The sequence below is a fragment of the Hoyosella rhizosphaerae genome, from assembly GCF_014643175.1.
GTDB classification, from domain to species: domain Bacteria; phylum Actinomycetota; class Actinomycetes; order Mycobacteriales; family Mycobacteriaceae; genus Lolliginicoccus; species Lolliginicoccus rhizosphaerae.
Genome location: NZ_BMJH01000003.1, coordinates 79,454 through 100,124, shown reverse-complemented (window position 1 = coordinate 100,124; position 20,671 = coordinate 79,454). Strand labels below are relative to the sequence as shown.

At 57.8% G+C, this 20,671-nt stretch carries 17 protein-coding genes; 16 read left to right on the top strand and 1 reads right to left on the bottom strand.

Translation table 11 applies throughout. From position 1 onward, the window contains the following. Positions 1-3 precede the first annotated feature (3 nt). The 11 genes from murG (at position 4) to IEW73_RS12115 (ending at position 12,808) form a co-directional block, all read left to right on the top strand. Positions 4-1,134: an undecaprenyldiphospho-muramoylpentapeptide beta-N-acetylglucosaminyltransferase gene (gene murG / locus IEW73_RS12165; protein ID WP_188675409.1), complete on the top strand. Its 1,131-nt coding sequence runs from the start codon at positions 4-6 to the stop codon at positions 1,132-1,134. Further along, entirely contained in the window at positions 1,131-2,669 is a 1,539-nt protein-coding gene (gene murC, locus IEW73_RS12160) for a UDP-N-acetylmuramate--L-alanine ligase (RefSeq protein ID WP_188675406.1), read from the top strand. Before murG ends, murC begins: the two co-directional genes overlap by 4 nt. 74 nt (positions 2,670-2,743) lie before the next feature. Beyond that, positions 2,744-3,397, top strand: coding sequence for a cell division protein FtsQ/DivIB (locus tag IEW73_RS12155; protein ID WP_229675982.1), 654 nt, complete (start codon positions 2,744-2,746; stop codon positions 3,395-3,397). A gap of 321 nt (positions 3,398-3,718) precedes the next feature. Continuing rightward, a complete protein-coding gene (gene ftsZ / locus IEW73_RS12150; protein ID WP_188675403.1) occupies positions 3,719-4,954 on the top strand; it encodes a cell division protein FtsZ in 1,236 nt (411 codons plus the stop codon). 77 nt (positions 4,955-5,031) lie between these two features. After that, the gene (gene pgeF, locus IEW73_RS12145) at positions 5,032-5,793 is read left to right on the top strand and encodes a peptidoglycan editing factor PgeF (protein WP_188675400.1); all 762 of its coding nucleotides are present in this window, start codon (positions 5,032-5,034) and stop codon (positions 5,791-5,793) included. Further along, positions 5,790-6,536 (top strand): YggS family pyridoxal phosphate-dependent enzyme, encoded by a 747-nt coding sequence (locus IEW73_RS12140; protein WP_268236311.1) that lies wholly within the window; start codon positions 5,790-5,792, stop codon positions 6,534-6,536. Before pgeF ends, IEW73_RS12140 begins: the two co-directional genes overlap by 4 nt. A 108-nt stretch (positions 6,537-6,644) precedes the next feature. Next, positions 6,645-7,325: a cell division protein SepF gene (locus IEW73_RS12135; protein WP_188675394.1), complete on the top strand. Its 681-nt coding sequence runs from the start codon at positions 6,645-6,647 to the stop codon at positions 7,323-7,325. Between the two features lie 87 nt (positions 7,326-7,412). Then, positions 7,413-7,712 (top strand): YggT family protein, encoded by a 300-nt coding sequence (locus tag IEW73_RS12130; RefSeq protein ID WP_229675981.1) that lies wholly within the window; start codon positions 7,413-7,415, stop codon positions 7,710-7,712. A gap of 126 nt (positions 7,713-7,838) precedes the next feature. Further along, complete coding sequence (locus IEW73_RS12125; RefSeq protein WP_188675391.1) at positions 7,839-8,690, top strand: DivIVA domain-containing protein; 852 nt, start codon at positions 7,839-7,841, stop codon at positions 8,688-8,690. Positions 8,691-8,934: 244 nt separating this feature from the next. After that, positions 8,935-12,153, top strand: coding sequence for an isoleucine--tRNA ligase (gene ileS, locus IEW73_RS12120; protein WP_188675388.1), 3,219 nt, complete (start codon positions 8,935-8,937; stop codon positions 12,151-12,153). Between the two features lie 184 nt (positions 12,154-12,337). Beyond that, entirely contained in the window at positions 12,338-12,808 is a 471-nt protein-coding gene (locus IEW73_RS12115) for an MTB12 C-terminal domain-containing protein (protein WP_188675386.1), read from the top strand. Positions 12,809-12,874: 66 nt separating this feature from the next. On the opposite strand, the gene IEW73_RS12110 is transcribed toward IEW73_RS12115, so the two are convergent. After that, positions 12,875-13,879, bottom strand: a complete 1,005-nt coding sequence (locus tag IEW73_RS12110) for a hypothetical protein (RefSeq protein ID WP_188675383.1) — start codon at positions 13,877-13,879, stop codon at positions 12,875-12,877. A 101-nt stretch (positions 13,880-13,980) separates the two neighbouring features. Here IEW73_RS12110 and lspA point away from each other — a divergent pair, with 101 nt between their 5' ends. From lspA to dnaE, 5 genes are all read left to right on the top strand, one after another. After that, positions 13,981-14,562, top strand: coding sequence for a signal peptidase II (gene lspA, locus IEW73_RS12105; protein WP_372433645.1), 582 nt, complete (start codon positions 13,981-13,983; stop codon positions 14,560-14,562). Positions 14,563-14,576: 14 nt separating this feature from the next. Beyond that, positions 14,577-15,485 (top strand): RluA family pseudouridine synthase, encoded by a 909-nt coding sequence (locus tag IEW73_RS12100; protein WP_188676836.1) that lies wholly within the window; start codon positions 14,577-14,579, stop codon positions 15,483-15,485. Continuing rightward, on the top strand, positions 15,485-16,114 hold the full coding sequence (locus IEW73_RS12095; protein WP_188675377.1) for a hypothetical protein: 630 nt from the start codon (positions 15,485-15,487) through the stop codon (positions 16,112-16,114). Before IEW73_RS12100 ends, IEW73_RS12095 begins: the two co-directional genes overlap by 1 nt. Further along, the gene (gene rarD / locus IEW73_RS12090; protein WP_372433633.1) at positions 16,114-17,028 is read left to right on the top strand and encodes an EamA family transporter RarD; all 915 of its coding nucleotides are present in this window, start codon (positions 16,114-16,116) and stop codon (positions 17,026-17,028) included. Before IEW73_RS12095 ends, rarD begins: the two co-directional genes overlap by 1 nt. A 77-nt stretch (positions 17,029-17,105) precedes the next feature. Then, positions 17,106-20,648: a DNA polymerase III subunit alpha gene (dnaE, locus tag IEW73_RS12085; protein ID WP_268236309.1), complete on the top strand. Its 3,543-nt coding sequence runs from the start codon at positions 17,106-17,108 to the stop codon at positions 20,646-20,648. The last annotated feature ends 23 nt before the right edge of the window (positions 20,649-20,671 follow it).

Genomic DNA, 20,671 nt, shown 5'->3' with positions numbered 1-20,671 from the left:
ACTATGACCGGAGCGAGACCACGGCCCGTGTCGGTAGTCCTCGCAGGTGGCGGCACAGCAGGACACATCGAGCCTGCATTGGCTGTCGCTGACTCGCTGAGAGACCTCGATGTCGATGTCCGGATCACAGCGCTAGGTACTGAACGCGGACTAGAGACAACGCTCGTTCCGCAGCGCGGATACCCACTCGAGCTCATCCCGCCAGTACCGATGCCTCGGAAACTGACTCGCCAACTCTTCGGGCTTCCCGCTCGGGTGCGCCAATCAGTGAAGCAAACACGGGCAGTGTTAGACCGCGTGGAAGCGGACGTCATCGTGGGCTTCGGCGGCTACGTGTCGTTGCCCGCATATTTGGCGGCAGGCCCAGGGATCCTTCGCCGCCGTAGACGAATTCCAATCGTTGTTCATGAGGCCAACGCCACGGCGGGACTGGCCAACAAGGTAGGAGCACGCAGGGCCGCGCGAGTGCTTACTGCCTTCCCCGATTCTGGTTTGCCAAACGGGGAGCAGGTTGGGATCCCTGTTCGGGCCGCAATTACAAGCCTTGACAGAAAAGCGCTGAGAGCAGAGGCCCGTGATCATTTCGGCCTAGACCCGGATGCCCCAACTTTGCTCGTCTTCGGAGGTTCTCAAGGAGCCCGATCACTCAACGAAGCGGTGTCAGCCGCTGCCGGAGAGCTGGCTAAGGCTGGAATCGGGGTTTTACATGCACACGGCCCGAAGAACACCATCACAGTGTCCCGCGCCAACGATGGCCCCGCGTACATGGCTGTGCCGTACTTGAGCAGAATGGACCTCGCGTATGCGGCAGCTGATGCCGTGGTGTGCCGGTCAGGCGCAATGACGGTGGCTGAGGTGTCAGCGGTGGGTCTTCCGGCTGTGTACGTGCCACTCCCGCATGGAAATGGGGAACAAGAGCTAAATGCAAAGCCAGTGGTAGCTGCTGGTGGTGGAATTATTGCGCACGATTCCGAATTGACGCGCGACTACATCATCGACCACGTCATTCCGCTTTTGACTAACCCGGGTCGGCTTACGGAAATGAGTGCGGCCGCAGCGGGAGCTGGTCATAGATCGGCTGCTGCCGAAGTCGCAAAAATTGTGATGGATGTCGCGAGAGGAAACATCGCATGAGTGAGTCAACAGATACGAATGTCGACAATGGCGCATTGCCCGCCGAACTGCAACGTGTTCACATGATTGGCATCGGCGGCGCTGGAATGTCGGGAATCGCCCGTATCTTGATTGCCCGAGGTGCGCAAGTCTCCGGCTCGGATGCGAAAGAAAGCCGCGTACTGCTTGATCTGCGCGCACGCGGCGCAGAAGTGCGGGTAGGCCACGATGCTAGTGCGCTTGATCTTCTTGACGGTGGCCCCACTTTGGTGGTGAGTACTGAAAGTGCAATTCGGAAGGACAATCCTGAGCTGTTAGAGGCTCAAAGGCGAGACATTCCGACTACATATCGGCCAGATGTCCTAGCTCAGTTGATGGAGGGTTCCGACCCCGTTTTAGTGGCTGGAACGCACGGAAAAACGTCCACGACATCGTTGCTAGTCGTTGCGCTGCAACATTGTCGGCTTGATCCTTCGTTCGCTGTCGGCGGGGAATTGAATGAAGCTGGCACGAATGCTCATTACGGCACAGGTGGGATATTTGTCGCCGAGGCGGATGAGAGTGACGGCTCACTCCTGCGTTACAAGCCCCATGTTGCGATTGTCACGAATGTCGAGGCGGACCATCTCGACTATTTCGGTTCTGCGGAGTCCTACGTCAAGATTTTCGACGAGTTTGCGGACCGCGTGCAAGACGGCGGCGTGATCGTCACATGCGTAGAAGATGCTGGTGCGCGTGAGTTCGCTGCTCGATCGGCGAAACGGGGCATTCGCGTAGTCGGCTACGGTGACGGTTCGGACTTGCCAGAAGGTGTTGAGCGTGGGGCGACGTTGCTGTCGTGGGAGGCGCGCGACGGCGGTGGCGTGGGGCAGATTCAACTCGCCGGTGAATCTGATGTCCGTGTGATGCGGCTGTCAGTGCCAGGTCGACACATGGCGCTGAATGCTCTGGCTGCACTTCTCGCGAGCCGCGAAGTCGGTGCTGACATTGATGACGTCCTCGACGGCCTTGAAGGCTTTGGGGGCGTTCGACGCCGTTTCCAGTATGTGGGTCGCGAGGCCGGGGTCCGACTATTCGACGATTACGCACATCACCCGACAGAGGTCCGTGCAGTGCTCAACGCGGCGCAGGAGATGCTTGCTGACGAAACGGCGTCTGCCCCGGAAGTTCGACGGGGAAGGGTCGTGGTGGTTTTTCAACCGCATATGTATTCACGGACGGAAATATTCGCCACGGAGTTTGCGTCGGCCCTTGATCTCGCAGATGAGGTAATCGTCCTCGACGTTTATGGTGCGAGAGAAGAACCGCGACCGGGCGTGACAGGTGAACTGATCGCGAGTCAAGTGACTAAACCCGTTCATTTTCAACCTGACGTTTCGGCACTCCCACGGCAAGTAGCCGGACTTGTAGGCGGTGGCGACATTGTTCTCACGATGGGTGCGGGCGATGTGACAATGCTCGGGCAATCGATCCTGGATGAGATTCATGCACACCGTAATCATGTGCGTCCTGGTGTTCGCGCCAGTGGGGAAGGGATAGCGCGGGGGAGCCGGTGAGTGCACGTATGGCGGTGAAGGGGCGTCCTTCACCCAAGGTGGGTTCCGACAGGCGACCACGTAGGTTCGCTAGGGTGCGTCGCATCCTTGCTCTGGTCGCGATTGTGGGGCTGATTTGCGGTATCGGTGCGGCTGCATATTTTTCTCCGTTGTTTTCGGTTCGCAACATCGAGGTCCGGACCGGTGACTCGGTCCCATCGGAGACGGTGCATCCTCTCGTCGGTGTTGCGGAGGGGACTCCGCTTCTGCAAGTGGATACGTATGCTGTGGCGTCGCGAATAGCGGAATTGCCTAAGGCTGCGGAGGTCCGTGTTACTAGGGCTTTGCCGTCAACATTGCGTATCGAGGTTGTTGAACGCGTGCCAGCGGTGTTCTATGACGAGCCCAGCGGGGCGCATCTCATGGATCCCTCCGGGGTGACGTATGCGATTGAGCCTCCGCCGCCCGGCATTCCGCGGCTCGTAGTGGAGTCGCCGGGGGAGCGAGATGAGGCGACAATTGCTGCCTTGAAGGTGATGGAGGTGCTGGCGCCGTCGCTTCGAAGCCAGTTGGCGGAAGTGCACGCGCCGTCGTCTGTGGACGTTCGACTCGTACTTGAGGATGGTAGGACTGTGCTGTGGGGGGATGGTGCTGAAGCGCAGCGCAAGGCTCGCATTGCAGAGGCGCTGTTGACGCAGCCGGGTGAGGTCTTTGACGTGTCGAGCCCGAGACTTCCCACTATTCGGTAATTACGCGTTGTTTGACGAAGTTCACCTGCGCCAACGTGAAGGAAAAGGGCCTACACCATGTCTGGTGTGGGCTTTTTCCGTCGCGGGCCGAGTGTGGGCGCGTTCGATATGAAGCATCAAGGTTTCGCGAAGAAGAAATAACTGTGTGGTCTCGGCGCGCCTAATGGCGTTGTCGTTCTGTGATGCCTAGCGTTTCGGAGCAGTCAGGTACTTGACATAACTCTAACCCTATGGTTGAGGTTTAGGGTTAAGGTTCACGTTTCCTGATCTGGAAGTCCCGTAGAACGTTGGTAGAGCACGACACATGGAAGGCGAGAGCCCATGACGCCCCCGCACAACTACCTCGCCGTTATCAAGGTCGTCGGCATCGGCGGCGGTGGGGTCAACGCTGTTAATCGAATGATCGAGGCTGGACTCAAAGGTGTTGAGTTCATTGCCATTAACACGGATGCACAAGCATTGCTTATGAGTGATGCTGACGTGAAGCTCGATGTGGGTCGCGAACTCACACGAGGTCTTGGCGCCGGTGCAGACCCTGAAGTCGGTCGAAAAGCAGCAGAAGACCACAAGAATGAAATTGAAGAAGTCCTCAAAGGCGCAGACATGGTCTTCGTCACCGCAGGCGAGGGTGGTGGCACCGGAACAGGTGGTGCTCCCGTTGTCGCAAGTATTGCGCGCAAGCTCGGCGCACTAACTGTCGGTGTCGTGACTCGTCCGTTCTCCTTTGAAGGAAAACGTCGCGGTGCGCAGGCCGAGGCTGGCATCGCATCACTACGCGAATCATGCGACACACTCATTGTTATCCCCAACGATCGCCTATTGCAGCTCGGTGATGCAGCCGTCAGCTTGATGGATGCGTTCCGCTCAGCCGATGAGGTCCTCCTCAACGGTGTGCAGGGCATAACTGACCTCATCACGACACCAGGCTTGATCAACGTCGACTTTGCAGACGTTAAAGGTGTGATGTCGGGAGCTGGTACCGCATTGATGGGTATCGGATCCTCACGCGGAGAGGGACGCGCAGTCAAGGCAGCTGAATCTGCTATTAACTCGCCACTTCTCGAAGCGTCGATGGACGGGGCGCACGGCGTCCTACTGTCCATCGCTGGAGGTTCCGACCTAGGTCTGTTCGAAATCCACGACGCAGCTAGCCTCGTGGAAGAAGCAGCCCACGTTGATGCCAACATCATCTTCGGCACAGTGATCGATGACTCGCTCGGTGACGAGGTCCGTGTCACGGTCATCGCAGCAGGTTTCGACGGCGCACCAGCTTCACGCAATGTTCGCGACGAGCGTCGTGAGCCGCAGCGTCAGCAGGCAGGCCGACAGGCTGATGGCCCGTCTCGGCGTGCCAGTGCAGATTCTGCAACCAGCCGTGATCAAGGTAGCTCGCGGAGCAACCGCTTCGGCGGCGACCTGCCACCCATGCCGGGCAGCGGTCGACGCGAGTCGCCAAGCAGGCACGAACAAGTGCCCGCAGCACCACGTCAGGGGAGAGGTCGGTACTCCGACAACTTCGATGATGACGAATTTGATGTGCCTGACTTCATGCGGTGACATTACGGGACTGCACTGATCGTGGAGACAGCATGGGGGCATAATGTCAGGGAGTTGAGTTAGTCGGAGGGGGTGAGATGGTCGCGCAGTGGACGGTAACAACCCGACACGGTGGCGTCTCGCCCCCTCCGTACGACTCACTCAACTTAGGCATTCATGTGGGCGACGCCCCGGAATTCGTACTTGAAAACCGGCGGCGCCTTGCCACCTCGCTAGATGTGACCCCTGATCGCATCGTGTGGATGGATCAGGTTCACGGCACCCACGTCGAGATCGTCGACAAGCCCGTAGTGGATGCCCTTCCGAAAACAGATGCAATCGTCACGCGAAGTCAAAGTGTGGTTCTTGCAGTTCTCACTGCCGACTGTGTTCCGATTCTTCTTGCAGATAATGATGCCGCAGTTGTTGGTGCGGCCCATGCGGGAAGAGTGGGAGCGCGAGATGGCATTGCACTTCGCGTGGTGGACAAAATGGTTGAGCTTGGTGCCAAGCGAAGCAACATTGAGGCCTTCATCGGGCCAGCTGCCTGTGGATCGTGCTATGAAGTTCCCGATGACATGGCAGCAGATGTCGATGCACACCTCCCCGGGAGTGCCAGTAAAACCCTTCGAGGGACAGCATCGTTGGATCTGCCGCTCGGAATTGAAAATCAATTGCGCGCAGTGGGCGTACGCACCGTAGTGCGCGACCAACGCTGCACGATCGAGGCTGGGGAAATGTTCAGCCATCGGCGGGGTGCCCCAACTGGGCGATTTGCTTCGTTGATTTGGATCTCCGCAGACGAGCACCATCATGACAGACGAGCATCAACAAGACAGACAAGTGACGCAGTCAGGTGAGTGACGTCTTAAGTACTGAACGTGCTCAGTTCATTGCAGAGTCACTCTCTGCGATGCGCACGAGAATCGCATATGCCGCAAAGGCCGCAGGCCGATCCCCGTCTGACGTCACCCTATTGCCGGTGACAAAATACTTCCCAGCCACTGACGTGCACATTCTTTATCGCCTCGGATGTGTAGATTTTGGTGAATCCAAAGTTCAGGAAGCGAGCGCCAAGATCGCGGACTTTGCCGCCTTGGCGCCAGATGCGCGGGACGTTTCTTGGCACATGATTGGACGGTTGCAGAGAAACAAGGCGAACCACGTCGCTCGCTGGGCGGCATGGGTTCACTCAATCGACAGTGAGCGTTTAGCGGTTGCGTTATCACGTGGCGTTGAAGCAGCGATGCACGCTCACGAGCGCTCGACACGAATCAAGGTCTGCATTCAAGTAAGCCTCGACGGCGATCCAAGCCGTGGGGGCGTCCAGCCCATGGACGTCCACGGTCTCGCTGACGTAATCGCGACTTTACCTGGCCTGGAATTGGCGGGCCTGATGGCTGTTCCGCCGATCGCTGCAGACCCGGAGCAGGCGTTTGCTGACCTTCAGCGCCTACATGAGCGGTTTGTGATCGCATTTCCTTCCGCTACCACCCTTTCGTCTGGAATGTCGGGCGATGCGGAAAGTGCAATACAACATGGATCAACATGTGTGCGTGTCGGTACCGCATTGTTAGGTCTCAGGCCGATAACCTCGCCCTAACTAAAGATGGTGAAACCTCCACAAGCCACGGCCTCCAAATGTCCGAGCTGGTCGACTCACCGCTCCCCATAACCTAAGACTTAAGCTTCGCCCAAGGAAGGTCAACGCATGAGCGCAATGCAGAAGATCAAGGAGTACTTCGCACTGGTGCCACCGGTCGAGTACGAAGACGATTACATGGATGATGCGGATCAGGCTCGTGGTCGTGGGCGACGCGAAGGTGCACCAGGACGTTACGAGGATGCACCTATTGGAGGCGGCTACCGTCCAGGGACCTACGTTCCACCGCAGGCCCGTCCGGAGCCAATGGACTACCCGCCACAACCGTCGGCGTTCGACCGTGACCCGTACGAGCGTGACCGGTTTGCTGGTGAGCCACGCTCAGCGCGACCAGTTCCCGCTGTCGAAGATTTCGCGCGAGTGCAAGCGCCTGCCCGTGTGGCACGGCCACGCGTGAATGATCGCGCTGAGGTGAAAGAGCGTCGGGGCGGACCTGAAGAGGGTGGTGCACCCGCAAAGATCACAACGCTTCGTCCACGCGACTACAGCGAGGCTCGAACAATTGGTGAGCAGTTCCGTGACGGTGTTCCGGTCATTATGGATCTCAACGACATGGTGGGCTCCGACGCCAAGCGGTTGGTTGATTTTGCAGCCGGTTGCGCATTTGCTCTCAACGGCAGCTTCGAAAAGGTCGCAACGAAGGTGTTCCTCCTTTCGCCAGCCGACATTGATGTATCTGCTGAGGACCGCCGCCGCATTGCCGAAACAAGCCTGAATCAAGGTCGGTAGCGCGGTAGTTGACGAGTTGGGATCTCCGTCCGGTAACGCAGGTGTTCTGAGTTTGAACGAAACCAAAAAGTCAGGCAGAGTGGCAGAGTGCTTCCGATCCTGATCGTGATCTCCAACCTGTTGTTCTTCTACTCGCTGTTCCTTATTGGGCGCGTGGTGGTTGAGTTCATCAAAATGTTTGCTCGCGACTGGTATCCCACTGGCGCCGTCGCGACGATCCTCGAGATCCTGTTTGCTATCACAGATCCGCCAATCAATTTCCTCCGGCGTGTGATACCACCGATTCCGTTGGGGACGGTGCGGTTGGATCTGTCGGTACTTATTCTGCTGATCGGAATTTTCATCATTCAGGGTGTCATCACCGGCATCATTGCGGCGAACCAGTAACCTCGAAACTGCGCGAATCCGAAATCCGCGAATCTGAAAAACATTGCGTGGCATAGTGTCACGCGAAGGCCACGTATGTAGTGGCGCAGTGCGCGTGATGTGACACGAGGAAGGTGGAGACCGCAGATGCGTTTAACTCCAACGGATGTTCACAATGTTGCTTTCAAGAAGCCCTCACTAGGTAAGCGGGGCTACGACGAAGACGAAGTGGACGTTTTCCTAGACCTTGTCGAGCAGGAACTTGCGCGCCTAACAGAAGAGAACACCGATCTCTCCGAGCGTGTGCAACAACTGGAGAAGCAGGTAGCCGCTAGGTCTGGCGAAAGTAGTGAATCCGCAAGCGCTCGTGCCATCAAGATCATTGCCCACGCCGAATCGGTCGCAGAACGTGTGACAACCGACGCGCAAGCTGAAGCGGACACGATGCTGACGGACGCGCGGGACAAGTCGAAGACTATGGTCACCGAGGCGCGGGATAAGTCGGAGGCGATGGTTACCGACGCGCGCGAAAAGGCTGAGATGATCGTCAGTAAGGCCTCGGAAAAGTCCGAAGCTGACCTCGCGAGCGCCCAAGAGCACGTCGCTAAACTTCGCACTGATGCTGAGCAGCAGCACGCTGAACTGATCGAATCGATCAGCGAGCAGCGCACAGTCCTAGAGGGACGCATTCACCAGCTCCGCACTTTTGAGCGAGAGTACCGTGCGCGGCTCAAGGCATACCTGGAGTCTCAGCTCGACGACCTCAACGAATTGGGTGCACCTACTACTTCTCCTCAAGCTGAGGCGCCGTCCGCGACCGTAGAAGCTGTCACCGAATCAGTTACTGCCGAAACCGTGGACAGTGATGCGGGCCAGAGTGACCAGTCCTCGAATGCCGAACAACCGACTGAAGCTCACGCGGATGAAGCGCAAGAAGAAGCCGTTGCGGCAGACGACGCAGACGGGGTAAGCGCCCGGGCGGTTGTGCTCTCTCACTGATGTACTATCGATGAAACCAGCGCAGATCCGGATATCACCGGGGAGCTTTCGGAAGAACGGTGCACACGTGGCGCTCAGTAGAACCGAACGGGTCGGCCCGTCATAGCCGATGAGAGAGGTGGAGTTTAACGCTCTGCAAGCGGGGTGGTACCGCGGTTAGCACACACTCGTGTGTTTATCGTCCCCGTGCCCGGTGTACACCATGCGGCAAAAATAGTGAGCCGCAGGCACGAGGAGTACGTTGGTGTCAAATACAGGTACCGAGAACAACGCGACAGTCAATAACAATCCGACGGACAGTAACAATCCGACGGACAATACAGGGGCATACCCCCTCGTTGCATACCCAGGCTCAGGTGAGGCCTCACCGCGCTTCCCTGACCTCGAACAAGCAGTCCTGAAGCAGTGGGACAGCGATGGGACTTTTCGCAAAAGCATAGAACAACGCGCGGACGCCCCCGAGTTTGTTTTCTACGACGGGCCGCCGTTTGCCAACGGGTTGCCGCACTACGGCCACCTCCTCACCGGCTACGTCAAAGACCTGGTGCCGCGCTACCAAACAATGCGAGGTAAAAAGGTTGACCGGCGGTTCGGTTGGGACTGCCACGGTTTGCCCGCAGAAGTAGAAGCTGAGAAGCAACTCGGCATCACCCATAAATCCGAAATCGATTCGATGGGCATCGCTGAATTCAACGATGCTTGTCGTACCTCCGTGCTCCGCTACACGCGGGAGTGGGAAGAGTACGTTACTAGGCAAGCCCGCTGGGTTGACTTTGAAAACGACTACAAAACACTAGACACCGATTACATGGAGTCGGTGATGTGGGCGTTTAAAACGTTGTGGGATAAGGGCCTTGTATACGAAGGTTTTCGGGTGCTGTGGTACTGCTGGCGGTGCGAGACGCCGCTCAGTGCTACCGAAACCAAAATGGACGACGTTTACCAAATGCGGCAGGACCCCGCAGTAACTGTCGCGATGCCTTTGCATGATTCCAAGGTCGCGGACGGAGCTCTTAATGGCGCTAGCGCGCTGATATGGACAACGACGCCGTGGACTCTGCCATCTAACTTGGCGATGGCCGTTCACCCCGATATCGACTATGTGCAAGTACGCACCGATGATGGCGAACGGTACCTCCTCGCAGCTGCACGGCTTGAACACTACGCCCGTGAATTAGGTAAAGAGCCAGTTGTGCTGTCGCAGCATAAAGGCGCAGAACTTGTTGGCGTGACATACGATCCGCCGTTCTCCTTCTTCGTGGGTCGCCCCAATGCCCACCAGATATTGGCGGCTGACTATGTCACCACTGGCGACGGTACGGGCATCGTCCATATCGCACCCGCATTTGGTGAGGACGACAAGGCGGTCACCGACGCTGCTGGCATCGAGGTCGTGGTGCCGGTCGATCCGCGCGGTGAATTCACCAACGAAGTAACCCCATACGCCGGTATGCAGGTGTTCGAAGCGAATAAACCGATCATCGCGGACCTCAAGCAAGCGGGCATACTTCTGCGGCACGAAACGTACGACCACACTTACCCGCACTGCTGGCGCTGTGGAACACCGCTTATGCAGAAGGCTGTGTCGTCATGGTTTGTGGATGTACCAAAGATCCGCGACCGGATGGTGGAGTTGAACCAGAAGATCACGTGGGTTCCAGAGCACATCAAAGACGGCCAGTTCGGCAAATGGCTGGAAGGTGCACGCGACTGGTCGATCAGTCGCAACCGCTACTGGGGAAGCCCCATCCCTGTGTGGACCTCCGACGACCCCGCGTACCCACGCGTTGACGTCTATGGGTCGCTCGATGACCTCGAACGTGACTTTGGTGTGCGGCCAAAAGACCTGCACCGGCCACACATTGATGAGCTTGTGCGGCCGAACCCTGACGACCCAACGGGTAAGTCAGTGATGCGCAGAGTGCCGGAAGTCCTGGATTGCTGGTTCGAATCTGGGTCCATGCCGTTTGCGCAGGTGCATTACCCATTTGAGAACCGCGAGTGGTTTGAAAACCACTACCCGGGTGACTTCATCGTCGAATACAACGGTCAGACGCGGGGCTGGTTCTACACGCTGCACGTTCTAGCGACTGCGCTTTTCGACTCGCCTTCCTTCCGCACGGTGGTTGCCCACGGCATCGTTCTTGGTGACGACGGGTTGAAGATGAGCAAGTCGAAGGGCAACTATCCAGACGTCAACGAAGTGTTTAATCGTGACGGTTCGGATGCGATGCGCTGGTTCCTTATGTCGTCGCCGATCCTTCGTGGGGGCAACCTCGTTGTCACTGAGCAAGGTATCAGGGAAGGCGTGCGGCAGGCCCAGTTGCCGCTGTGGAATGCGTGGAGCTTCTTGCGTCTGTACGCGGAACGCCCAGCGACCTGGTCTACAGGATCGCAGCACGTTCTGGATCGGTACATTCTCGCCAAGTTGCGGGACACACGCGACACGATCACCGACGCTTTGGACAACAACGATATCGCCACAGCCTGCGATGCGGTGCGACTGTTCAGCGATGCTCTCACTAACTGGTACGTGCGGCGATCCCGCTCACGGTTCTGGGAAGGGCAAGAATCTCAAGCCGACGCATTCAATACGTTGCACACGGTACTTGAGGTGTTGTGTCGGTTGTCGGCGCCGCTGTTGCCGCTGGTGACCGAAGTGATCTGGCGGGGACTCACCGGCGGCGAATCTGTGCACCTTACTGATTGGCCGGAGGCTGACGAACTCCCCGCAGACCCTGAGCTCGTCGCGGCCATGGATGAAGCACGTTCGGTGTGTTCGGCAGTGTTAAGTGTCCGCAAGGCGCAGAAACTGCGAGTGCGTTTGCCGCTGGCATCACTGACCATTGCGGCAGAGGACGCAGAACGGCTCAAACCCTTCGCTGGGATCATCGCGAATGAGGTCAACGTCAAGCATATTGAACTCACGTCTGACGTTGACGTTCACGGCAGGTTCGAACTCGCTGTCAACGCCCGTGCCGCGGGACCGCGCCTAGGCAAAGATGTTCAAAAGGTAATCCGGGCTGTGAAATCTGGTGACTGGGTGTCAAACCCCGACGGCACTGTTACCGCGGCTGGAATCGTGCTGCAAGAAGGGGAGTTCACGCAACGCCTGGTGGCTGCTGAACCTGAATCAACTGCGCCGCTGCCTGGTGGTGGTGGACTTGTGGTGCTCGACCTGGACGTAACTGAAACTCTTGAAGCTGAGGGGTGGGCCAAGGACCGCATCCGAGAGCTTCAGGAGGCGCGCCGTACAGGTGGCTTGGATGTTTCCGACCGTATTGCGGTGACGATGGCTGTCCCAGAACACCGTGTTTCGTGGGCTGAACAGCACCGTGACCTGATGGCGCGGGAGGTGCTGGCTGTGGAGTTCGACATTGTTACGCAAGGGGCCGCTACCAGTGATGCGGGGTTCCGCGAGATCGGTGACGGTGTGTCAGTTCGACTCACTCTGCAACCCTAGGTTGAGTGAGCGCCAAATTAAGAATCACGTGTGGATGTCCGGCAGATGGGGGCCTGTGCGGCCATAAGCACAGTAGTATCGACCGGAAGCCGGACCGTGTCTTCCATGTGCATCGATGCGCACGGAAGACTATCGAGATGCAAAGGAATGTGCATTGAAACTGCGAAACATCATGATTGCGGGCATGACGGTGCCAGCGCTTGCGCTCACTGCGTGCGGCGGCGACAACGGAACTGACGACACGGCAGGGCCGGAAGCAACCCCGGAAGCGCTATGCGAGGTCCCGGCGGGCGATACCCCGACTGGTCCTGAGCTGCTTTCGATCCTCAACGATGCTTTGGATCCGAACGTCCCAACTGAGGAAAAGTCAAACCTCATCGAGGGCGGCGGCGATGACCCTGAGCTTTGGGATCAGCTGTCTGCTGAGGCGTCGGCGAACCCTGACATTTCGTATGACATCCCGGACACCCCGGACGCAGTGTTCCCGCTTGACGAGTGCACACTGAGCGCGAACTTCACTCTGCAGCTTGCGCCAGACCAGCCACCAAACACGGGTAGCTTGCTGTTTGTCGCCGAGGATGGCCAGTGGAAGCTTTCTCGCGAAGATGCATGCAACTTCGTTTCGTCATTTGAGCTCGAAACGGAAATCTGCTGATCTTCTCGGAATCGTAGTTCTCAAGCGGGGCGGGGCAATCAATATTGATTGCCCCGCCCCGCTTTTTCAGTCGGTGGTCCAGGCAAGAGACATGCCGGTGCGTTGTCGCACACGGAAGCCGCTATCGGGGTCCGAGTATTGCTGTTCGCCCCGCACATCGACGTTGCCGTCCGTTGGCAGTGGTTTGGTCAAATCGACTGTGATCGAACCGGATCCTCGGCTATCGAACGAATCGATGAGAACTCGCCCTGCCCCTGGAATGTCAAAGAAGTCCAATGTGGGCTTCTGCTCGACTGAAATGTCGAGAACGATCACGTCACCGTTGCGTTCACGCAGCGTCACTGTGGTCGACTGAAGAATCTCGGTGGCACTGACGATCGGTTGCTCAACCAACCACTGTGCGCCAACCCCGACAGGTTCGGACGGGAGCGCGACAACTCCATACACCGTCTGAAAAATTGCGTGCTCCAGCGATTCTCGTGCGATGTCGTCGGATTCTTCAGTGGGGCTGAGGGTGAGCTCCTGGACAGAACCGTTACGGTCCATTCGGATTGTTGCTTCAGATCCTGCGGCGTCACCGAATGACTCATTAACTAGGTTGTCGGGGCTTGTAGCGTCTCCAACCGTCAGCGTGACGTTGTTACCCGCAGCGTTCCCGCCACCGACTCGTGCCGAGATCGGCATCGTTACCTCAGGGCGAGAAAAGTCTTGTTCGGGGTCATCGCCGAGGACTTGTGAGATTGTGGACCGCGCCGTGACTGTGTGCTCGGACGTGGACGAGAATTCAAGGTTGTACTCAAGCTGGGTGCGTGGTTCAGCACCGGGATTGAGAACTACTACGTTTGCTGCAGGTACCGGCAGCGTGACCGCAATCCGGTCGTTCGGGTCTTCGTCAGCTGATTGATCAGCCGAGGTCTGAGAGCACCCCGTCGCGACAAGGGCTGCACACATCAGTGTTGCGGCGAGCCGGGGCCAACGCAGCGGAGAGGCTGACCTTAACTTGTTGGCCGAACCCGCGTACGCCGGTGTGCGCGGCGTACATGTCGGTGTGTCTAAGGAACGTGTGTCCACACTGCGAGGTTAGTGCACGGAGGGGCTTCATCCATAGAGTCTCGCACCGCTTGATTCGTGTGACGTGGAATAGTGCGGCCCCAATAGTGGATGATGTGGGAGTGCGAACTGAACCCACCGACACAACTACTGTCCATCCGCGGCGTGTGCAGCTACTTTTTGCTGTCGCTTTTGTTGCTCTGGCGCTTGACGTCGTCACCAAAGTATTGGCTGTTGCGTACCTTGAGGGCCGGGAACCAATTCGGACTCTAGGCGGGGCTGTATATTTGACGCTGCACCGCAACCCTGGTGCGGCGTTCTCATTCGCCACCGAGTTGACCTGGCTGTTGTCGGCTATCGCGGCGATCGTTGTGATTGGCGTTGTGTTGTTCAGCGTGCGTGTTCGGTCGCTGCCGTGGGCGATTGGGTTGGGCCTCATCCTTGGTGGCGCGCTTGGGAACCTCAGCGACCGGATCTTCAGAGAACCCGGAATTATGCAGGGGCATGTCGTTGATTTCATTTCTCTTTTTGCCCCAGATGGCAGTGTATGGCCGGTGTTCAACATTGCTGACCCCGCGATTGTGGGCGGCGCAATTTTTCTCGTCCTGTTGACATTCTTGGGGTACGAACCAAACGGCACCCGATACCAAGGTAAGAAGACCACATCGGATTCCGTTAATGATGGTGAGGAGACGCGCCCGTGACGATGACGCGATCCATGCCCGTCCCTGATGGGCTTGAGGGAATGCGAGTTGATGCAGGTCTGTCTCGACTTCTTGGTCTCTCTCGCACTGTCGTAGCAACGATGACTGAAGAAGGGTCCGTCTTTGTCGATGGGCACCCTGTAGGTAAGTCTGAGCGGCTACACGCTGGCACATGGCTCGAAGTGCACTTGCCGCTTCCGAAACGCGAGCCAGAGAACCGCCCTGAACCTGTCGAGGGGATGAAAGTCCTCTACGCCGATAGCGACCTTGTCGCGGTCGATAAACCTATCGGAGTTGCAGCTCACGCCAGCGTTGGATGGACAGGCCCGACTGTGTTGGGAGGGTTGGCGGCAGCTGGCTATCGCATCTCCACATACGGTCCGCCTGAGCGGCAGGGCATTGTGCACCGACTCGATGTTGGAACGTCGGGTGTGATGTTGGTGGCGGTATCGGAACGTGCGTACAGCAATCTCAAACAAGCGTTTAAGCAGAGGACTGTCAAGAAGCAATATCACGCGCTCGTGCAGGGGCATCCCGATCCGAGCAGCGGCACCATCGACGCCCCAATCGGCCGACACGGCAGCAACGATTGGAAGTTCTCAGTTCGCGCAGATGGCAAACATAGCATCACGCACTACGACACTCTTGAAGCGTTTCAAGCTGCAAGTTTGCTCAGCGTCGACTTAGAAACAGGACGCACTCACCAGATCCGGGTGCACTTTTCCGCAATCAAGCATCCGTGCTGTGGTGATCTCACCTACGGCGCTGATCCCAAACTCGCTGAACGGCTCGGGCTTGTGCGGCAGTGGCTGCATGCGTGCACGGTTGGGTTCGCGCACCCCGCCGATGGCAGGTGGATGGAAATCACCAGTGACTATCCCGACGACCTGCAGAATGCGCTCGACGTCTTGCGTGCCCACTGATGCGAAGCGTTAGGCAGCTTAGTGACGTCCCCGCACTCGTGTGGTGGGCACTTGGTTTTGTGATCGTGATGCTGATAGCAGCGATCATTGGGACCATGAACCCTGTGCGGGAAGGTCGTGTCGCCACCGACTTCCTTGGTGTTCTTGAAGGCGAGTCGGTGGATCAATACCGAGACCGGGTTGCGGTTTCGCTTGAAGACCACGACGACGATGAGGCGCTCTCAGAGCGATGGGCGCTGGTGAAGTTCGCGTCCCCGGTGACTGCGGACGAGGCAGCCGCACAGTTCGATACGGTCCGAGTGTCGCGCATTGCTCTCGACGGCGGGGCAGGTGTCGATTCTCCAACACTCGACATGCCCGATAGTTGGGTTAACTTGCCCGCACCTGTGGCAGGGAAGACCACGCGTGAGGAAGTTTTACTCGCAGGGGTGGAGCAGGGGTTGTCGAATTTTCGGCACATGCGTGGTCCGGTCGATACCGCAACAGGTGAGTGTGCGTGCATCCTTGGTGCGGTTGTTCGGGCGGATATCCCAACGCTGCGGGCGATCATGAACGACGACGTTGTCGCCGCTGTAGAGGCGCTGCCAGAGGACGCGCGGTGGGGGGCGTTCGCTGTGCGTGTCCGGTGATGATGAAGACCTCCGTCCGTCGTCTTCTTCCTGCACAAGGGGTTGGCTTCGGCGCTTCTGCTTACTTGTGCTGGGGGCTTTTCCCGGCGTTCTTCGGCCTACTGGCGTTGGCTCAGCCAACTGAGATTCTTGCCCATCGGGTCGTGTGGACCATGCTCCTGATGATGGGGGTCGTTCTCGCCTTGGGCTGGGGCTCGCAGTTGTTGCGGATGGGTAGGCGGTCGTGGTTATTGGTTGGGTGCGCATCACTTTTCATCACCACTAACTGGGGCGTCTATATATATGGCGTCGTGAGTGGGCGTGTGGTCGAGACTGCTCTTGGGTACTACATCAATCCGCTCGTCAGTGTCCTCATCGGCGTTGTGATATTTCGGGAAAAGCTGAGCCGCGCACAGGTGGTTGCCGTCGCTGTTGCTGCAGCGGCTGTCGTTGTCCTCACGGTTGACTACGGGCATCCGCCTTACATTGCGCTGTGCCTGGCGCTGTCGTTTGCGTTGTACGGCGTGACGAAGAAGGTAGTGCCTTTGGATCCACGACTGAGCGTGGCAGGGGAGAGTCTCGTTGCGGCCCCTTTCGCGATTGGTTTCTTGATCTGGTTAGGCGTTGCAGGTGGGTCGACTTTTCTCAGTGCGGGTGCCGGACATTCTGTTTTGCTGGTGGCGGCTGGGCCCGTCACGGCGATTCCGCTGTTGCTGTTTGCCGCCGCTGCTCAACGGGTTCCCCTCGTAACGATGGGAATTTTGCAGTACTTGACGCCTTCGTTGCAGATGGCTTGGGGTGTGGTGGTTTTGCAGGAGGATATGCCCCTGTCGCGGTGGTTGGGTTTTGCGTTGATTTGGGTGGCGCTGCTGATCTTTACGACGGATTCGGTGCGGCGCGCGCGACGTGCCGTGCCGCGTGTTCTGGCGCAGTGATGTCGTTTGTGCACACTGTCGGTACCCGCGTCTAGAGTGTGGGTACATCTTGAGGCAATGGGACTTTAGGGGCGCGCGTGGCTTCACCGAAATCGGGTTCGTTTGTTCATCTTCATAACCACACTGAGTACTCGATGCTCGACGGTGCGGCGAAGGTGAAGCCGTTGCTGGCGGAGGCTAAAAGGCTCGGTATGTCAGCGGTTGGGATGACGGACCACGGCAACATGTTCGGTGCGAGTGACTTCTACAATGGCGCTGTCGATGTGGGCATCAAGCCGATTATTGGTATTGAAGCGTACGTCGCACCAGAGTCGCGGTTTAATCAGAAGCGCGTCCGCTGGGGTGATCCATCACAAAAGTCCGATGACGTCTCAGGTAGCGGCGCCTATACGCACATGACGATGGTGGCTCGCAACGCTACGGGACTTCGCAACCTGTTCCGGTTGTCGTCGCTTGCGTCCATTGAAGGCCAGTTGGGGAAGTGGCCGCGCATGGACGCGGAACTGATCGCCCAGTACTCCGAAGGGATCATTGCAACGACGGGGTGCCCATCGGGTGAGGTGCAGGTTCGCTTGCGGCTTGGCCACGAGAAGGAAGCCCTCGAAGCGGCGGCGAAGTGGCGCGATATTTTCGGGCCCGAGAACTTTTACCTAGAACTCATGGACCATGGAATCCCACTCGAACGTAGAGTGCGAGACGGCCTACTTGAGGTCGGTCGCAAGGTTGGAATACCGCCTCTGGTCACAAACGATTGTCACTACGTGACGGTTGACCAGGCCAAAAGCCACGAAGCGCTTTTGTGCGTGCAGACTGGCAAGACCCTAAGCGATCCCAACAGGTTTAGGTTCGATGGTGACGGCTACTTCCTGAAGTCCGCTGAGCAGATGCGCGCAGCATGGGACGACATGGTCCCTGGAGCGTGCGACAACACCCTGGTCATCGCGGAGCGGGTCGAGTCGTACGAGGAAGTTTGGACGCATAAGGATCGGATGCCGGTATTCCCGGTCCCCGAAGGCGAATCACAAGGTTCGTTCCTTCGCAGCCAGGTGCACGAAGGTTTGAAGAGGCGATTCCCTGCTGGTGTGTCTGAGGAATATACGGCGCGTGCGGAATTCGAACTCGACGTCATCATTCAAATGGGTTTCCCCGCGTACTTCCTCGTCGTCGGTGACCTCATTCGGCACGCCCAAGAGGTTGGTATCCGTGTTGGTCCGGGTCGTGGATCAGCAGCAGGTTCACTCGTTGCTTTCGCCCTAGGCATCACCAATATCGACCCGATTCCGCACGGGCTTCTGTTTGAGCGGTTCCTTAACCCTGAGCGCGTCTCGATGCCAGATATCGATATCGACTTCGACGACCGTCGACGCGGCGAAATGGTCCGATACGCTACCGAGCGATGGGGCAGCGACCGGGTTGCTCAGGTTATTACCTTCGGCACCATTAAAACGAAAGCTGCGATTAAAGACTCAGCCCGAGTGGTTTTTGGACAGCCCGGCTACGCCATTGCCGACCGCATCACTAAAGCGTTGCCACCGCCAATCATGGCTAAGGATATTCCTCTGCATGGGATCACAGATCCTCAGCATGAGCGCTATAAAGAAGCATCCGAAGTGCGTGCGCTTGTGGAGACGGATCCTGAAGTTCGGCAGATTTACGAAACGGCGCTGGGGCTTGAAGGACTGATCCGCAACGCCGGTGTTCACGCATGTGCAGTGATCATGTCGTCCGAACCGTTGATGGATTCCATTCCGCTATGGAAGCGGGCGCAAGACGGCGCAATTATTACGGGGTGGGATTACCCCTCGTGTGAATCAATCGGGCTGCTCAAGATGGACTTTCTTGGCTTGCGCAACCTCACAGTCATCGGTGATGCGATTGATAACCTGAAGTCCAACCGGAACATTGAGATCGATCTTGACACGCTGACCCTCGACAACCCGAAGGCGTACGAACTGCTCGCCCGTGGAGACACGCTCGGGGTGTTCCAACTCGACGGTTCGGCCATGCGTGATTTGCTCCGGCGGATGCAGCCAACCGGATTCGAAGATATCGTCGCGGTTCTTGCGCTGTACCGTCCGGGCCCAATGGGAATGAACGCCCACAACGACTACGCGGACCGCAAGAATGGTCGCCAAGAAGTACGCCCGATCCACCCTGAGTTGGAAGAGCCGCTCAAGGAAATTCTGTCGGAAACGTACGGCCTGATCGTCTACCAAGAGCAGATCATGCAAATCGCGCAAAAGGTGGCAGGGTATTCGCTTGGTCGAGCCGACATTCTTCGTCGCGCAATGGGCAAGAAGAAGGCTGAAGTGCTTGCCGCTGAGTTTGACGGCTTCCGTCAGGGTATGCGCGACAATGGGTTCGGCGACGCGGCAATCAAGGCACTGTGGGACACGATTCTGCCGTTCGCCGGGTACGCATTTAACAAGTCACACGCCGCTGGATATGGGCTTGTTTCGTACTGGACGGCCTACTTCAAAGCGAATTACCCCGCCGAATACATGGCGGGACTGCTGACCTCAGTCGGTGATGACAAAGACAAAGCGGCGATTTATCTCGCTGATTGCCGAAAAATGGGTGTCACGGTTTTGCCGCCAGACGTCAATGACTCTGAACGCAACTTCACATCGGTGGGTGACGACATCCGATTTGGGCTCAACGCAGTCCGAAATGTTGGCACAAATGTTGTGTCAGCGATCATTCAAGGTCGCACTGACAAAGGGGCATTCACATCGTTCTCCGACTACCTCAACAAGGTAGACGCGGCGGCATGTGGAAAGAAAGCCATTGAGTCGTTGGTGAAGGCAGGTGCTTTCGATTCGCTCGGCCACCCACGCAAAGGCTTGGTGACAATCCACTCCGACGCAGTCGATGCTGTCATGAGCACCAAGAAGGCCGAGGCGATAGGGCAATTCGATCTTTTCGGCGGCGGTGACGACGAAGAGACCCTCAGCGTATTTGAGGTGAAGGTGCCCGATGAGGAATGGGACACAAAGCACCGACTAGCGCTTGAGCGCGAAATGTTGGGCTTGTACGTTTCGGGCCACCCACTCAACGGCATTGAGCATCTACTGGCCGCCCAGACCGATACCCCAATCACCGCGATCCTCGACGGCACCATTAAAGACGGCGCACAAGTGACGGTTGGTGGCATCTTCGCCGCCGTCACGCGGCGGGTAAATAAGAACGGGCAACCGTGGGCTGCTGCGCAACTCGAAGACCTCGAAGGTGGTATCGAGGTGATGTTCTTCCCGCAGGCTTATTCACTGTATGGAATGGACGTGGCTGAAGACACCATCGTTCTCATTCGAGGCCGACTCAAGCGACAAGACGACCGAATTTCCATCATCGCTAACGATCTTGTAGTTCCAGACCTTTCCGACGTCGGGGTGGCGCAACCAGTGGCGTTAAGTCTGCCCGCGAGGCTCTGTACAGCCGACAACGTGGGTGCGTTAAAACAGGTCCTCACCAGGCATCCAGGTACCGCAGATGTGCACGTCCGGCTGATTTCTGGACAGCGGGTCACCACTCTCAAGCTTGATGACGGGTACCGCGTCACTCCGTCGTCAGCACTAATGGGGGATCTCAAAGCGCTCCTTGGCCCCGGCTGCCTAGGGTAAACAAGACGTACGGGGCGCGGCTG

Coding starts and splice junctions, on each gene's coding strand:
- murG (WP_188675409.1), top strand. CDS start 4: ATGACCGGAGCGAGACCACGGCCCGTGTCGGTAGTCCTCGCAGGTGGC.
- murC (WP_188675406.1), top strand. CDS start 1,131: ATGAGTGAGTCAACAGATACGAATGTCGACAATGGCGCATTGCCCGCC.
- ftsZ (WP_188675403.1), top strand. CDS start 3,719: ATGACGCCCCCGCACAACTACCTCGCCGTTATCAAGGTCGTCGGCATC.
- pgeF (WP_188675400.1), top strand. CDS start 5,032: ATGGTCGCGCAGTGGACGGTAACAACCCGACACGGTGGCGTCTCGCCC.
- IEW73_RS12135 (WP_188675394.1), top strand. CDS start 6,645: ATGAGCGCAATGCAGAAGATCAAGGAGTACTTCGCACTGGTGCCACCG.
- IEW73_RS12125 (WP_188675391.1), top strand. CDS start 7,839: ATGCGTTTAACTCCAACGGATGTTCACAATGTTGCTTTCAAGAAGCCC.
- IEW73_RS12115 (WP_188675386.1), top strand. CDS start 12,338: ATGACGGTGCCAGCGCTTGCGCTCACTGCGTGCGGCGGCGACAACGGA.
- IEW73_RS12100 (WP_188676836.1), top strand. CDS start 14,577: ATGCCCGTCCCTGATGGGCTTGAGGGAATGCGAGTTGATGCAGGTCTG.
- IEW73_RS12095 (WP_188675377.1), top strand. CDS start 15,485: ATGCGAAGCGTTAGGCAGCTTAGTGACGTCCCCGCACTCGTGTGGTGG.
- rarD (WP_372433633.1), top strand. CDS start 16,114: ATGATGAAGACCTCCGTCCGTCGTCTTCTTCCTGCACAAGGGGTTGGC.